This window comes from Pseudomonas zeae (assembly GCF_014268485.2).
Taxonomy (GTDB): Bacteria; Pseudomonadota; Gammaproteobacteria; order Pseudomonadales; family Pseudomonadaceae; genus Aquipseudomonas; species Aquipseudomonas neuropathica.
Genome location: NZ_CP077090.1, coordinates 2,387,940 through 2,403,223, shown reverse-complemented (window position 1 = coordinate 2,403,223; position 15,284 = coordinate 2,387,940). Strand labels below are relative to the sequence as shown.

General features: G+C 60.6%; 10 protein-coding genes and 1 other RNA gene. 1 reads left to right on the top strand and 10 read right to left on the bottom strand.

All coding sequences use genetic code 11. The annotated features are described in order from the left end of the window. Positions 1-111 precede the first annotated feature (111 nt). From recR to dnaX, 4 genes are all read right to left on the bottom strand, one after another. Positions 112-714, bottom strand: coding sequence for a recombination mediator RecR (recR, locus tag HU754_RS10645; protein ID WP_007918335.1), 603 nt, complete (start codon positions 712-714; stop codon positions 112-114). 66 nt (positions 715-780) lie between these two features. Further along, positions 781-1,815, bottom strand: a complete 1,035-nt coding sequence (gene curA / locus HU754_RS10640; RefSeq protein ID WP_186623412.1) for an NADPH-dependent curcumin/dihydrocurcumin reductase — start codon at positions 1,813-1,815, stop codon at positions 781-783. Positions 1,816-2,079: 264 nt separating this feature from the next. Continuing rightward, the gene (locus HU754_RS10635) at positions 2,080-2,418 is read right to left on the bottom strand and encodes a YbaB/EbfC family nucleoid-associated protein (RefSeq protein ID WP_016984747.1); all 339 of its coding nucleotides are present in this window, start codon (positions 2,416-2,418) and stop codon (positions 2,080-2,082) included. A 67-nt stretch (positions 2,419-2,485) separates the two neighbouring features. Next, a complete protein-coding gene (gene dnaX, locus HU754_RS10630; RefSeq protein WP_186623413.1) occupies positions 2,486-4,594 on the bottom strand; it encodes a DNA polymerase III subunit gamma/tau in 2,109 nt (702 codons plus the stop codon). A gap of 145 nt (positions 4,595-4,739) precedes the next feature. Between dnaX and HU754_RS10625 the strand changes: the two genes are divergently transcribed. Continuing rightward, positions 4,740-5,489, top strand: coding sequence for a substrate-binding periplasmic protein (locus tag HU754_RS10625; protein WP_186623414.1), 750 nt, complete (start codon positions 4,740-4,742; stop codon positions 5,487-5,489). Positions 5,490-5,684: 195 nt separating this feature from the next. On the opposite strand, the gene ffs is transcribed toward HU754_RS10625, so the two are convergent. The 6 genes from ffs to HU754_RS10595 form a co-directional block, all read right to left on the bottom strand. Continuing rightward, an RNA gene (ffs, locus tag HU754_RS10620) (signal recognition particle sRNA small type) lies at positions 5,685-5,781 on the bottom strand. Between the two features lie 134 nt (positions 5,782-5,915). Further along, the gene (locus tag HU754_RS10615; RefSeq protein WP_186623416.1) at positions 5,916-7,079 is read right to left on the bottom strand and encodes a zinc-binding metallopeptidase family protein; all 1,164 of its coding nucleotides are present in this window, start codon (positions 7,077-7,079) and stop codon (positions 5,916-5,918) included. Positions 7,080-7,257: 178 nt separating this feature from the next. Further along, positions 7,258-9,615 carry an NAD-dependent DNA ligase LigA gene (ligA, locus tag HU754_RS10610; protein ID WP_186623418.1) on the bottom strand — a complete coding sequence of 786 codons (2,358 nt, stop codon included), beginning with the start codon at positions 9,613-9,615 and terminating at the stop codon, positions 7,258-7,260. Positions 9,616-9,775: 160 nt separating this feature from the next. Continuing rightward, positions 9,776-10,639, bottom strand: a complete 864-nt coding sequence (zipA, locus tag HU754_RS10605; RefSeq protein WP_034152851.1) for a cell division protein ZipA — start codon at positions 10,637-10,639, stop codon at positions 9,776-9,778. A gap of 261 nt (positions 10,640-10,900) precedes the next feature. Next, positions 10,901-14,389 (bottom strand): chromosome segregation protein SMC, encoded by a 3,489-nt coding sequence (smc, locus tag HU754_RS10600; RefSeq protein ID WP_034152852.1) that lies wholly within the window; start codon positions 14,387-14,389, stop codon positions 10,901-10,903. Positions 14,390-14,391: 2 nt separating this feature from the next. Further along, entirely contained in the window at positions 14,392-15,051 is a 660-nt protein-coding gene (locus tag HU754_RS10595) for a GntR family transcriptional regulator (protein ID WP_034152853.1), read from the bottom strand. Positions 15,052-15,284: the final 233 nt, after the last annotated feature.

The following is a 15,284-nucleotide window of genomic DNA, read 5'->3' as shown; positions in this document are numbered from 1 at the left end:
CGAGTCGCCCCATTCGCGAGCAAGCTCGCTCCCACAGGGGATTTGTGAATGACACAAAACCAATGTGGGAGCGAGCTTGCTCGCGAAGGCGTCAGCTCAGACACTGCAAATTCAGAGAGAAATCGGTTTACGCCCGGCAAACGAATGCGCCAGCGTGCCGCCATCGACCAGTTCCAGTTCACCACCCAACGGCACGCCGTGGGCAATCCGCGAGGCGATCAGGCCTTTGTTGCTCAACAGCTGAGCAATGTAATGCGCCGTCGCCTCACCTTCCACGGTCGGGTTGGTCGCGAGGATGACTTCGGTAAACGTGCCCGCCTCTTCGATCCGCGTCATCAACTGCGGAATGCCGATCGCCTCAGGCCCCAGGCCATCGAGCGGCGACAAATGCCCCTTGAGCACAAAGTAGCGGCCACGGAAACCGGTCTGCTCGACCGCATACACATCCATCGGCCCTTCCACCACGCACAGCAACGTATCGTCACGGCGGGTATCGGCGCATTGCGGGCACAGATCGTCTTCGGTCAGCGTGCGGCACTGACGGCAGTGACCGACCCCTTCCATGGCCTGGCTGAGGGCCTGGGCCAGGCGCAAGCCGCCGCTGCGGTCACGCTCGAGCATCTGCAACGCCATGCGCTGGGCGGTTTTCTGCCCCACGCCCGGCAAAGTGCGCAAGGCGTCGATCAGTTGGCGAATCAAAGGGCTGAAGCTCATGGATAAAAAGTCCGACAAAACAACGAGACGCGGTTTATACCCGCGCCTCTGGCCAGCGTCAAATACTCAGTCCTGGGCGACCTTCACCACCAGTTTGCCGAAGTTGCGCCCCTCGAGCAGACCGATAAATGCCTCGGGCGCCTGCTCCAGGCCTTCGACCACGTCCTCGCGGAATTTCACCTTGCCATCGCGTACCCACGGCACCATGTGGCTGATGAACTCCGGCTGACGATCACCGTAGTCGTCGAACACGATGAAGCCCTGAATGCGCACGCGCTTGGTCAGCAGCGTGCGTTGCAGCATCGGCAGGCGATCCGGGCCTTTTGGCGCTTCGGAGGCGTTGTAACCGGCGATCAGGCCGCACAGCGGAATGCGCGCCTTGGGGTTGAGCAACGGCACCACGGCATCGAAGACATGACCACCGACATTCTCGTAATAGATGTCGATGCCATCGGGGCAGGCCTTGGCCAATTGCTCGGCGAAGTCGGCGGCTTTGTGATCGATGCAGGCATCGAAACCCAGTTCTTCGACCACGTACCTGCACTTCTCGGCACCGCCGGCCACGCCGACTGAGCGCAGCCCTTTGATCTTTGCCACCTGGCCGACCACCGAGCCCACCGCGCCGGACGCAGCCGCCACCACCAGCGTTTCGCCTTCTTTCGGCTGACCGATGTCCATCAGCCCCATGTACGCGGTCATGCCGGGCATGCCCAACACACCCAGCGCCATCGACGGGCTCGGCAACCCGGCAGGGATCGGGATGATGTCACGGCCATCGCTGATGCTGTGGCTCTGCCAACCGGTCGCGCCGACCACCAGATCACCTTTATGGAATTTCGGATGACGTGAATCCTCGACACGGCTGACCGCGCCGCCGGTCATCACTTCACCGATTTGTACCGGCGCGGCGTAGGACGGTGCGTCGCTCATGCGCCCGCGCATGTAGGGATCGAGGGACAGGTACAGGGTTTTCAACAATACCTGACCGTCCTGCAGATCCGGCAAGGCTTCGCGTTCGAGGCGGAAGTTTTCCGGGGTCGGCGCGCCAACCGGCCGCGAGGCGAGGACGAAGCGTTGGTTGAGGGTAAGAGAGTCGGACATGTCAGCGTCTCCTGTGAAGGGTTAATTCAGCGGGTATAGGGAGCAGACCGTTGAGGCTTTTGCGCGTTCGATGTTTATTCAGTTGTACCGAGGTGGATTCATTCGCGAGCAGGCTCGCTCCCACATTTGGAAAGCGTTCCCCTGTGGGAGCGAGCCTGCTCGCGAAGGCGGCCTCAAAGACACCGCACCTCCAAGGGCCAGAAACAAAAATGCCAGGCGCAATGCCTGGCATTTTGTGTAGCTCATCTGCCGCCGGTTGGCGAATCAGAATGGCAGTTTCATACCGGCTGGCAGGTTCATGCCAGCGGTCATGTTGCCCATTTTGTCCTGGCTGTTCTTTTCGATCTTGCGCACTGCGTCGTTGACGGCGGAGGCGATGACCGCTTCCAGCATTTCTTTGTCATCTTCGCTCATGCCTTCAACCAGGCTTGGGTCGATGCTCACGCTTTTGACGTCGTGGCGACCGGTCATCACCACGGTGACCATATCGCCGCCGGCCTTACCGGTGACTTCGGCGTTGGCCAGTTCTTCCTGCATCTTGGCCATTTTTTCCTGCATCTGCTGTGCCTGCTTCATCAGGCCGGCCATGCCACCTTTCATCATGGGAATCACCTCAAAAGTACTTGGATCAAAACAGCGCCCGGCCAGCGCGGCCGGGCACCTTCAGTTATTAGCCTTGGGTGACCAAGGCGTCGACAGGTTCAATAGTATCGTTTCGCACCACCGCGCCGAACTGCTGAACCATCTGCTGGATGAACGGATCGCCATGGATTGACTCCTCCGCCTCGCGCTGACGGTTGGCGCGCCGACGGGACGCGGCCTGGGCCGGGGTTTCCTGCTCGGGCTTGATCAGCTCGATGGTCAGGCTCAGCGTGCGACCGTGGAACTGGTTCAAGGCATCGTTGAGACGACGCTGCTGCGTGGCGTTGAACAGTGCGCTGTGCGCCGGGTCGAGGTGCATCAGCCAATGGTCGCCATCGACGGCGATCAATGTGCAGTTGGCGGCGATGCTGCCGGTCATGCCGGAGATCGGCAGTTTCGGGAACAGCTCCAGCCACTGCAACGCCAGACCTGTGGCCGGCGCCGCAGCCGGCTCTGGCTCGGGTTCCGGGGCAGGCTCGGCAGCGTGTTCGCTGGCCAGTTCGTCGAGGTAGCTGTAGGCCGAATCGATGTCCGGCTCGATGTAATCCTCATCCAGCGGCGGCTCGTCGTCCAGGTCCATGCCCGGGGTGGCGGCATCGACGTCGGCGACCGACGGCTCGGGAATCGGCGCCGCGGCCCACTCAGGCGCCTCCGGAACGACGCTGTCCGGGGTCGGCAGCGGCATCGGCGGCAACTCGGGTTGCTCGGCGGTGGTTTCCAACACTGGTTCGACGGCGGGTTGCTGCGCAGGCTCGGGTTCAGCTTCGGGTTCTACCGGGTCATTCCACGGCAGGTCGACGACTTCTTCAGCGACGAGAGGCGCTGGCTCAGGTTCTGGCGCAGCAACAGGAGCAACCGGCGCCGGCTCGGGAGCCGGTGCAGGTGCAGGTGCAGGTGCAGCCACTGGCGCAGGCGCTGCAGCAAGCGTGGGCGCAACAGCCGCAGCGACTACCGGCGCAGGTTTAGGCGCGGCAGCCACGGAGTTTGCGGAATCAACTGTGGCCTGGCTGATCCCCACTGGCTTTAGCGGTTGCCTCGGTGCGTCTGCCGTATCTGCCGGCCGGAAGGCCAGCATCCGCAGCAGGACCATTTCGAAGCCACCACGCGGGTCCGGCGCCAGCGGTAAATCGCGGCGGCCGATCAGGCCCATCTGGTAATAGAACTGCACGTCTTCGGCCGGCAAGGCCTGCGCCAGTGCCAATACGCGATCGCGGTCGCCATGGCCGTTGTCGACGCCTTCCGGCAGCGCCTGGGCGATGGCCACGCGGTGCAGCACATTAAGAATTTCCGAGAGCACGCCATTCCAGTCCGGGCCTTGTTCGGCCAGGTGACGCACGGCTTCGAGCAACGCTTTGGCGTCGCCTTCGATCAATGAATGCAGGACGTCATAGACCTGACCGTGATCCAGCGTGCCGAGCATCGCCCGCACGTCGGTAGCGAGAACCTTGCCTTCACCGAAAGCAATCGCCTGATCGGTGAGGCTCATGGCGTCACGCATCGAACCGTCAGCGGCGCGACCGAGCAGCCACAGTGCATCGTCTTCGAACGGTACGTTTTCGGCAGTGAGAACGTGGGTCAAATGCTCGACCACACGCTCCGGCGTCATGTTCTTCAGCGAGAACTGCAGGCAGCGCGACAAAATCGTTGCCGGAAGTTTCTGCGGATCAGTGGTCGCGAGGATGAACTTGACGTACGGCGGCGGCTCTTCGAGGGTTTTCAGCAGCGCATTGAAGGAATGGCTGGAGAGCATGTGCACTTCGTCGATCAGGTAGACCTTGAAGCGCCCACGGCTTGGCGCGTACTGCACGTTGTCGAGCAGTTCGCGGGTGTCTTCGACCTTGGTGCGGCTCGCGGCGTCGATCTCGATCAGGTCGACGAAGCGCCCCTCATCGATTTCACGGCACACCGAACACTCGCCGCACGGGCTGGAAGTGATACCTGTCTCACAGTTCAGGCATTTGGCAATGATCCGCGCAATCGTGGTTTTACCCACCCCGCGCGTACCGGTGAACAGGTACGCGTGGTGCAGCCGCTGGCTGTCCAAGGCATTGATCAGAGCCTTGAGCACATGGGTCTGGCCGACCATTTCGCGGAACGAGCGCGGACGCCATTTACGTGCAAGAACCTGATAACTCATCGAAAACCGTCGCAACGAAGGAAGCTGAAGCGGCTAATGCTAGCGGAGCAAGGGCAAAATTGCATCCGGTGTCCTCGTCTAATATGGCTAAGCTGCATGAGCAGAGGCTTTTATCGGCTCGGGATCGGGAATTACCGGAGCGTTTATGCGGTGGGCCTTAGGGGCGTTGCTGGGAATCAGCCTGAACGTGACGGCAGCGGAAACCCCGCTGCGCTTCGCCATGCCCGACAGCTGGGCGATGCCGATGGTGCAATTCGAACGCGGCCGACCGACCCAAGGCATTCTCTACGACCTGATGCTCAGCCTGGCCACGCAGGTCGGTGTACCGGCCGAGTTTCACGTCCTGCCCCGCGCCCGCGTGCAGACCGCCATGGAACACGGCGAGATCGACGTGCGCTGCTATGCCGCACAGTCATGGCTGCCAAATCAGTCGGGGGACTACATCTGGAGTCTGCCGTTGTTCTTCCAGCGCGATCTGTTGATCAGCCGCAAGGATCAACCTGCCAGTGTCGTCCCCGCGCATTTGCCCCGCCAATCCATCGGCACCGTTCTAGGCTACACCTACCCTACCCTGCAACCGCTGTTTGATGCGGATCGGCTGCAACGTGAAGATGCGCGCAATCAGGAGCAGGTGCTGGAGAAACTGCTGGCCGGGCGTTATCGCTATGCAGTGAGCAATCAGTGGACGCTGGACTGGTTTAACCAGCGCCTGCTCCCTGAGCAACAGTTGCAAGGGGTGGCGGTTTTGCAGGAGCAGAAAGTGGGTTGCTATGTGAGGAATGATCCGAAGGTGCCGGTGCAACGGATATTGCGCACGTTGCTGCGGATGAAAATGTCAGGGGAGATTGATGAGATTATCCGGCTTTACACCGGGTCCTCTGAAGCGACCCCATAACCCCTGTGGGAGCGAGCCTGCTCGCGAAAGCGGTGTCTCAGTCAACTCATCTCTGGCAGGTCTGACGCCTTCGCAAGCAGGCTCGCTCCCACAGTTAACTCAGGGCACTGGCCAAATCGCAGACACAAAAAAACCGCAGTGGGCGAAACCCATGCAGTTCTGTTTGAAGCGTTCGATTGTTCGTTAAGGTGGTAACCCCACCAGCCACACCCCGGCACACAATGTTCCCGCTGTGGCTGCTGCCTTCCGGCTCTGACCAGGTTCACGGGTAATCGTTGCGGGGGGACCGATGGGGTCACCATAACGACGCTTGCCTGTCGGCGAGCCGCGCCATTGTACCTATCTGAGACGAAGTTACAACCGTTGGTTGCAGATTAAAAATATGAACGGGTTCAAGGACATAAAGATCGCAGCCTGCGGCAGCGCCTACAGGGCCAGAACTTCATCCGCCCTGCCGCCCGCCTGCTGGATCACCAGATGAATGAAGTGCAGTTTGGCAATCGCTGGCGCCGGCAGCACGAACGGGTAGAAATCCGGCTGGCCCATGCTCCGTGACAGCTCATTGAGCATGCCCGCCAGTTCGATCCACGCGTTGACGAATGACAGGAACGCCTCGCCGCCGGGATGCTCCGGGTCGTACAGCGTGCTGGTCGGAAACGGTTGATAGTCGAAATCCATTTCCCGCGCGCTCATGCCAAAACCCAGTGCCGTGTCCACTGCGTCCATCATATGCAGGTAGTGCGCCCAGGTTTCCGCCCAGTCTTCCCACGGGTGCATGGTCGCGTAGGCGCTGACGTAGTACTGCGGCCAGTCCAGCGGTGCGCCCTGTTGATAGTGACGATCAAGCGCTTCGGCGTAACTGGCGCGTTCGTCACCGAACAGGCTGCGGAATGAATCGAGCCAGGGGCCGTTGGCGATCAGCCGATCCCAGTAGTAATGCCCGACCTCATGACGAAAATGCCCGAGCAGTGTGCGGTAGGGTTCATGCATCGCCGCCCTCACCTGCTCGCGGTGGGCGTCGTCGGCTTCTTTGATGTCGAGGGTGATCAGGCCATTGGCGTGGCCGGTCATCGGCGCGTTGCCTTCAAGGTCGACGCCGATGAAATCGAAGGCCAGCCCAGTGTCTTCATCCACGGTTTTCGGGATGACTTGCAGGCCGAGGGTGATCAGTTGCGCAACGAGGCGACGCTTGGCGATTTCGACTTTGCGCCAACGCTCAGGGTTGTCCGGGGCGGACAGGTCGGGGATGGTGCGATTCAGGCTGCAGGCGATGCACAGGCTGTCGTGATCATTGGCCGGCAGCAGCCAGTTGCACGCAGCGGCTGTGTCGAGGTTGGCGCAGCGGCGGAACAGGCCGGCCTCGGGGTCGGCGTCGAGCGTCCAGGTGCCCGCGTATGGCCCCGGCTGCAGCGAGGTCAGGCGACTTTCTTCGGCTTGATAACCAAGCAATGCGTTGCAGGCCAGGCACTGGCTATTGCGAAAGAACAGCGACTGGCCGCAGCGGCACGGCCAGACTTTGCTGTTGCGTGAGGATTCGCCCATGAACGGCGCGATGATGCGGGAACTGAGCTGCTCGAAAAAGCGGTGCATGGCGATCTCTCCCTGGGGCTTGCCAAGACTAGATCATTCCCGTGACAACATCGTTCCCGCGCTTTGCTGATCGTTCCAACGCTCTGCGTGGGAATGCATCCAGTGACGCTCTGCGTCACAGCGGACGCGGAGCGTCCGGAGCGGCATTCCCACGCGGGAGCGTGGGAACGATCAAATCTTAAACGGCGACGCCGTGAGTTTTGAGGAAGGCGATGAAGGCTTCTTCGTCCATCACCTTCACGCCCAGCTCATTGGCCTTGGTCAGCTTGGAACCAGCGCCGGGGCCTGCGACCACACAATGAGTCTTCGCCGACACGGAACCGGCAACCTTGGCGCCAAGGCTTTCCAGATGTTCCTTGGCGACATCACGGCTCATCAGCTCAACCTTGCCGGTCAGCACCCAGGTCTCGCCGGACAGCGGCAAGCCCTCAACAATCTTCTTCTCGCTCTGCCAGTGCATGCCGAAATCACGCAGTTGCTTTTCGGATGCCTCAGCCAGTTGCCGGTTCTCAGGCAGCGCAAAAAACTCGCGAACCGAATTCGCCTGTTTCTCCGGCAAGGCCTGACGCATGTCCAGCCAGTCAGCATTCATCACCGCTTCCAGCGAACCGAACTTGTCCGCCAGCTTCTGCGCGCCGCCGGGGCCGACCGAAGGAATGTGCAGCTTGTCGAGAAAGCCACCCAACGTAGTGCTGGCCGCGAACTCGGCGCCCAACTCACCCTGATCCTGAATCTGCAGACCATGGCCCAGCAACTCAGCGATGACCTGCTGGTTATGCGCATCTTCAAAGAAGCTGTGAATCTCGTGCGCCACTTCCAGCCCCACATCCGGCAGATACGTCAGCACTTGCGGCAATGCCTGCTGCACGCGCTCCAACGAACCCAGCGAGCGCGCCAGCACTTTGGCGGTCTCCTCGCCGACATCGGGAATGCCCAGCGCATAGATGAAGCGCGCCAGCCCCGGTTTCTTGCTGTCTTCAATCGCCGCGAGCAGCTTGTTGCTGGACACCTCGGCAAAACCTTCCAGATCGACGATGTCGTCGAACTTCAGCGCATACAGATCGGCCGGCGAACTGACCAGACCTTCATCGACCAGTTGCTCAACGCTTTTGTCGCCCAAGCCTTCGATATCCATCGCCCGACGCGAGACGAAATGAATGATCGCCTGCTTCAGTTGCGCGCCACAGGCCAGTCGGCCCACGCAGCGATACACCGCGCCTTCGCTGACGGTTTCCTTGCCTTTGCTGCGCTTGATCAGTTGCGTGCGCTCGACGTGCGAGCCGCACACCGGGCAGCTCTCGGGAATCTGCACCGCGCGCGCATTTTCGGGACGGCGATCCATGACCACTTGCACCACCTGCGGAATCACATCACCGGCGCGGCGGATGATCACGGTGTCGCCGATCATCAGGCCCAGACGCGCGACTTCATCCATGTTGTGCAGCGTAGCGTTGGCCACAGTGACGCCGGCGACCTTGACCGGTTTCAAACGAGCGACCGGGGTGACAGCACCGGTACGACCGACTTGAAACTCGACGTCGAGCAGCTCGGTGAGTTCTTCCATAGCCGGGAATTTGTGCGCGATCGCCCAACGCGGTTCGCGGGCGCGGAAGCCCAGTTCGCGTTGATCGGCGATGCTGTTGACCTTGAACACCACGCCGTCGATTTCATAGGTCAGCGAGTTACGGCGCGCGCCGATGTCGCGGTAGTAATCGAGACATTCGCCGATGCCCTTGGCCAGCTTCAGTTCGTGACTGATCGGCATACCCCACTTCTGCAACTGCTTGAGGTTGCCGATGTGGGTGTCGGAAATATCGTGGGAGACCTGACCGATGCCGTAGCAGCAGAATTCCAGCGGACGGTTGGCGGTGATCTTTGAATCAAGCTGACGCAAGCTGCCAGCGGCAGCGTTGCGCGGGTTGGCGAAAGTCTTGCCGCCGACTTCCAGTTGCGAGGCGTTGAGGCGCTCGAAACCGGCCTTGGACATAAACACTTCACCGCGCACTTCCAGGGTCGCCGGCCAGCCTTCGCCATGCAGTTTCAGGGGAATGTTGCGCACGGTGCGCACGTTGACGCTGATGTCTTCGCCAGTGGTGCCGTCGCCGCGCGTGGCGCCGCGTACCAGCACGCCGTCCTGATAAAGCAGGCTGACCGCCAGACCATCAAGTTTCGGCTCGCAGCTGTACTCCACCGCCGCACCGCCACCGAACAGATCGCCGGCCGGCAGGTCCAGACCTTCGGTCACCCGGCGATCAAATTCGCGCATGTCGGTTTCTTCGAAGGCGTTGCCGAGGCTGAGCATCGGCACTTCGTGACGCACTTGGGTGAACGCGGTCAGCGCCACGCTGCCGACGCGCTGGGTCGGCGAGTCGTTGGTGATCAGTTCCGGGTTGGCCGCTTCCAGCGCTTTGAGCTCGTGGAACAACCGGTCGTACTCGGCATCCGGAATGCTCGGCTCGTCGAGGACGTGGTAACGGTAGTTGTGCTGATCGAGTTCAGCGCGTAGCTCGAGAATGCGGTTTTTGGCGGCGGTCATGGGTGTTCTCTCAAAAAGCAAAAGAGCAGCCGAGGCTGCTCTAATTCATCTATCTCTGGCAGCAGAAGCAAAAGATCGCAGCCTTCGGCAGCTCCTACAGACATCGCAATCCTGTAGGCGCTGTCGAGTGAAACGAGGCTGCGATCTTTTGATCTTGGCCTTAGCGCTTCTGGGTCAAGGCGCGACGTTCGAATTCGACGATGCGCTGACGGTAGTGCTCGATGGTCTGCGCGGTCAGGACACTGCGCTGGTCATCTTTCAGTTCGCCGTTTAGTTCCTGCGACAGCTTGCGGGCTGCAGCCACCATCACGTCGAAGGCTTGCTTCGGATGACGCGGGCCTGGCAGGCCGAGGAAGAAGCTTACCGCCGGGGTACTGAAATGGTCGATGTCGTCCAGATCAAAGATGCCCGGCTTGACCGCGTTGGCCATGGAGAACAGCACTTCACCATTGCCAGCCATGCTTTCGTGACGGTGGAAAATATCCATCTCGCCGAAACGCAGACCGCTTTCGAGAATGTTCTGCAACAGCGCCGGGCCTTTGAAGCCAGCGGCATCACGGCAGATCACGCTGATGACCAATACTTCTTCAGCTTGCGGCTGATCCTTGTCGGCCATCGCCGGCGCGGGCTTGCTGTCTTCAACGAAATCGTTGTCACGGCTGCTGAAGCTCGGGCCGCCGTCCAGATCCAGATCGAGGTTCAGGTCGCCCTGCGCCGGACCGTTGCTGCCACGCTTGCCACGTTTCGAACCGGATTCGCGAGGCTCGCGTGCTTCGCGGGCCGGCATGCTCACCGACGGCAGATCGTGTTCGTCCAGTTGCGGCTCTTTGTGGGTGTCCAGCACGCGAGCCGGGCCCAACAGCTCAGCGCTGGTGTCCTCGTCCGGCAGGTTGGACAGACTTCGGTCAAGACGGAATTTCAGTTTTCCCTTGCCGCCGCGCATACGGCGCCAGCCATCGAAAAGAATACCGGCTATCACAATGATGCCGATGACGATCAGCCACTCGCGCAGACCGATTTCCATGTAATCCCGTGCCTCTATAAAAAATGCTGAAAAATAAGGGGTTTACATTGTGCAAACCGCTTTAAAACGTGGCGCCAACTCTATGTTCTGACAGGCGTTTTGCCCACGTATACGAAAAATTGACATTAAACTAGCACGACCAAAGACAACTTTACACCGTCTGTCTCATTTGGCTTGCGCGAATATGTCGATTGGCCAGCAAGTCGCAGTTGGTAAAAAAGTCCTACAGACCTGAATTACCTTTTCCGACACCACGCTGACTCAGGCGTCCACCATCGCCATCGCCTCCTCGACATCTACGGCTACCAGTCGCGAACAACCCGGTTCATGCATCGTTACGCCCATCAACTGCTCGGCCATTTCCATGGCGATCTTGTTGTGGGTGATATAGATGAACTGCACGGTCTGCGACATCTCTTTGACCAAGCGTGCGTAGCGTCCAACGTTAGCGTCATCCAGTGGCGCGTCAACCTCATCGAGCATGCAGAACGGCGCCGGGTTCAATTTGAAGATGGCAAAAACCAGTGCCAGTGCGGTCAGGGCTTTTTCCCCGCCGGAGAGCAAATGGATGGTGCTGTTCTTCTTCCCTGGCGGCTGCGCCATGATCGTTACCCCTGTATCGAGTAGATCTTCGCCCGTCAGTTCCAAATACGCGCGCCCGCCACCGAAAACTTTTGGAAAAAGCGCCTGTAAACCGCCATTGATCTGATCAAAGGTATCTTTGAAGCGGTTGCGGGTTTCCTTGTCGATCTTGCGAATAACGTTTTCCAGGGTCTCCAGCGCTTCGACCAGATCGGCGTCCTGGGCATCCAGATACCGTTTACGCTCGGACTGTTGCGTGTATTCATCGATGGCCGCGAGGTTGATCGCACCCAGGCGCTGAATCCGCGCGTTGATGCGTTCGAGTTCTTCTTCGGCTTCGCGTTCACTGGCTTGCGCGGTTAATGTCGCGAGCACGCCGTTAAGATCGTAGCCGTCTTCCAGCAACTGATCCTGCAAAGCCTTGCGGCGCACGGTCAGGGCTTGCCATTCCATGCGTTGCTGTTCGAGCTGTCCGCGAATCAACTGCGATTGCTGCTCGGCCTGAGTCCGGCGCTTTTCCGCGTCGCGCAATTCGCGATCGGCATCTTCCAAAGCGATCTGCGCGGTCTTCAGTTCTTCATCGACGGTCATGCGCTTGTCGAGCAGTTCTTCGAGTTTCAGGCGCAGCTCTTCCAGCGGTGCCTCGCCCTCCTCCAGATTCAGACTCAACTGTTCGCGCTTTTCAGTCAGGCGCTCGGCCTGCATTTCCAGACGCTCCAGCGCCTGACGCGTGGAGTCATGCTGCGCGCGCAAAGAGCCAAGACGCACGGCCAATTGATGGGCGTGATCCTTGTGCTGCCGCGCCTCCTGGCGCACGCGGTCAAGGCGCTCGCGCAGGCTGTCGCGCTGGGCCAGCAGCAATTCACGCTGCTCGGTGTCCAGCGCCATGGCATCCAGCGCTTCCTGCAATTGCATGCGCGCTTCGCCGATCTGTTCATGCTCGAGTTCGCGTTGTTCGCCCAGTTCGACCAGCTCTTCATCGAGACGGGTACGACGCAGAGTCAACTGTTCGGCCTTGGCTTTGCCAGCGGACAGCTGTGCTTTCAATTCGCCTTGCTGACGCGCTTCGTCTTGCAGCAAACGACGCAAATGTTCGCGGCCGTTTTCTTGCTGACGCTGTTGCGCACGCAGGGTTTGCAGACGGGTTTCCATGGCCTCGACCGTGGCTTCTTTCTCTTCACGCTCGAGGTGCAGCGCTTCGATTTCCTGGCCACGGGCGAGCATGCCGCTTTCCGCTTCACTGGCCCGACGCACGCGTAAAAAGTGCCGACCGACCCAGTAACCGTCACGACTGATCAAGCTCTCGCCGGCGCTCAATTGCCCGCGCAAGGCCAAGGCCTGCTCGAGGCTGTCGACCGGTTTGACCTGACCGAGCCACGGCGACAGATCGATCTGCGCGTCGACCTTATCGAGCAAACTGCCGGCGACGCGCACGCCATCGCTGGCCGGGCTGAGCAGGCGCAGATCGCCCTGAGTAAAACCGGACAAATCGAAGCCGCTGAAGTCGTCGACCAGCACCGCTTGCAGATCGGCGCCGAGCACGGTTTCCACCGCCAGCTCCCAACCGGCCTCGACCTTCAGGCCCTCGGCCAGACGCGGGCGCTCGGCGAGGTTGTGTTCTTTCAGCCATTCGGCAGTGCCGGTGCCCGGGTCGAGCGCGGCTTGCTGCAAGGCTTCAAGGGAAGCCAGGCGACCGTTGAGGCGCTGCAAATCGCCCTGCGCCTGTTGTTGCGCGGTCAGCGCTTGCTGCAACTCCTGACGCAGTTGTTCAAGCTTTTCGACCTGCGCTTCTTCGCTGGTCTGCAAATCTTCGAGGGTCGCTTCGGACTCGGCGAGCTGCTCGTTGAGTTCCATGATCGCCGCGTCTTCCGGGTCAGCCGAGAGCAGCGCGCGCTCTTCGCCGAGACGCTTTTGCCGGTCGGCCAGACGCTCCATGCTGGTTTCCAGCTGCTGGATGCGCGACTGCTGCACTTCGGCCTGACGACGCGGTTCGGCGGCGGTCAGGTTGAAGGCGTCCCACTGCTCCTGCCAGCCGTGCATGACCGATTCGGAATCTTCCAGTGCAGCGGCTGCTTCTTCGGCGGCAGCGCTGGTGACTTCCTGCTCGGGGGTGAGCATGTCCAGCTCTTCGCCGAGGGTCAGCAGCAACGTGCGGTCGTGGCCCAGGTGTGATTCGGTTTCGAGGCGTGCGCGCTCGGCTTCTTTCAAATCGTCCTGCAACTGCCGCAAGCGTTGCTGGCCGTGCTGGATGCTTTGCTCGACGCGGGCGATATCGCCGCCGACCGAATAGAAGCGCCCTTGCACCAGATTGAAGCGCTCGGACAGGTCATGGTGACCATCACGCAGACGCTCAATGGCCGCGTCAGCATTACGCTGCTCGGCGACCAGCGCTTCGAAACTGATTTCCTGGGTGCCGATGATCGACTCGCGCTGGCCGACCTGTTCGTTGAGATCCTGCCAGCGCAGGGCCGACAGTTGTGCCTTGAGCTGACGCTCCTCGGCTTTGAATTCCTGATACTTCTTCGCCGCTTCGGCCTGGCGGTGCAGGCGCTCGAGTTGACGCTCGAGCTCTTCGCGCAGGTCAGTCAGACGCGCGAGGTTTTCGTGGGTGCGACGGATACGGTTTTCGGTCTCGCGGCGACGCTCCTTGTACTTGGAGATGCCGGCAGCTTCTTCGATAAAGTTGCGCAGGTCTTCGGGCTTGGACTCGATCAGCTTGGAGATCATCCCCTGCTCGATGATCGAGTAACTGCGCGGGCCCAGACCGGTGCCGAGGAAGATATCGGTGATGTCGCGACGCCGGCATTTGGTGCCGTTGAGGTAATACGTGGTCTGGCTGTCGCGGGTGACTTTACGGCGGATGGAAATCTCGGCGTAGGCGGCGTACTCGCCCAGGAGCGTGCCGTCGGAGTTGTCGAAAACCAGCTCGATACTGGCCTGACTCACCGGTTTGCGGCTGGTCGAACCGTTGAAGATGACGTCGGTCATCGACTCGCCACGGAGGTTCTTCGCCGAACTCTCGCCCATCACCCAGCGTACGGCGTCGATGATGTTCGACTTGCCGCAACCGTTCGGCCCGACGACCGCCGCCATGTTACTGGGGAAGTTCACCGTGGTCGGGTCGACGAAGGATTTGAATCCCGCCAGTTTGATGCACTTGAGCCGCACGCTTAGGCAACCGTCAGGGCGGAAACCACCAGATCGCAGCTGCGCTGGGCGTAAGCCGTCAGCACGATGCGGATCTGCGGCAAATCACGGGCGAGCACGGCGGCGAGCAGGCGTTCGAACAGTTCGAGGAACTCGCTCATTGAGGCCTTGCGCTGTTCGAGGGCGAGGAAGTACGCACGGCTCATGGCCGGCTGCAGGTTCTCGACGGTCTCTTGCAGGTACGGATTGTTGGCGAACGGATAGGCGGCGCGCATTACGGCGAAGCTGTCGTCGACGAAGCTGCGGATATCCTGACGCTCGTAGCTGGCGGTCAGGCGCTGCTGGATCTGCACGAACGGCGCCATGTCCGATTGCACTTGCCAGCCATTGGCCACCGCGTTGCCGAGCAGAATGTACAGCTCGCTCATCAACGTGCACAGGCTCTGCACCTTGTGCGGCGTCAGCTCGGTGACGTGCGCACCACGGCGCGGCAGAATCGCGATCAGGTGGCGGCGCTCAAGGATCAGCAAGGCTTCACGGACCGAACCGCGGCTGACATTCAGTGCCAGCGTGACCTTCTGTTCCTGGATGCGCTCTCCCGGCTTCATTTCGCCACGAATGATGCGTTCGGCGAGGTGGTGAGCGATTTGCTCGGCGAGGCTGTCCGGCGCCTTGAACGTCATGGTTGTCCTTCAAACTCTATCGATCTGCACAAGCGGCGCAGTGTAGCGCAAATGCAGGCTCATGGCGGAGTGCCCACTCAGCGGTTTTTGGCACGATTCCCGCAAAAAAGCAGGGGATCCAATGAGGGTCAATACTGAATAGACACGTTGTTGATCGACGAAATGCTTTTTCCTGACCTTTAAGTCAGAAAACAATTGACCGAAAAGTCAGACCTGCTAAATTCGGTTCACGT

What these genes read in the sequence shown, in the direction of transcription:
- recR (WP_007918335.1), bottom strand. Translation starts at nt 714, where the DNA reads ATGAGCTTCAGCCCTTTGATTCGCCAACTGATCGACGCCTTGCGCACT.
- curA (WP_186623412.1), bottom strand. Translation starts at nt 1,815, where the DNA reads ATGTCCGACTCTCTTACCCTCAACCAACGCTTCGTCCTCGCCTCGCGG.
- HU754_RS10635 (WP_016984747.1), bottom strand. Translation starts at nt 2,418, where the DNA reads ATGATGAAAGGTGGCATGGCCGGCCTGATGAAGCAGGCACAGCAGATG.
- dnaX (WP_186623413.1), bottom strand. Translation starts at nt 4,594, where the DNA reads ATGAGTTATCAGGTTCTTGCACGTAAATGGCGTCCGCGCTCGTTCCGC.
- HU754_RS10625 (WP_186623414.1), top strand. Translation starts at nt 4,740, where the DNA reads ATGCGGTGGGCCTTAGGGGCGTTGCTGGGAATCAGCCTGAACGTGACG.
- HU754_RS10615 (WP_186623416.1), bottom strand. Translation starts at nt 7,079, where the DNA reads ATGCACCGCTTTTTCGAGCAGCTCAGTTCCCGCATCATCGCGCCGTTC.
- ligA (WP_186623418.1), bottom strand. Translation starts at nt 9,615, where the DNA reads ATGACCGCCGCCAAAAACCGCATTCTCGAGCTACGCGCTGAACTCGAT.
- zipA (WP_034152851.1), bottom strand. Translation starts at nt 10,639, where the DNA reads ATGGAAATCGGTCTGCGCGAGTGGCTGATCGTCATCGGCATCATTGTG.
- HU754_RS10595 (WP_034152853.1), bottom strand. Translation starts at nt 15,051, where the DNA reads ATGACGTTCAAGGCGCCGGACAGCCTCGCCGAGCAAATCGCTCACCAC.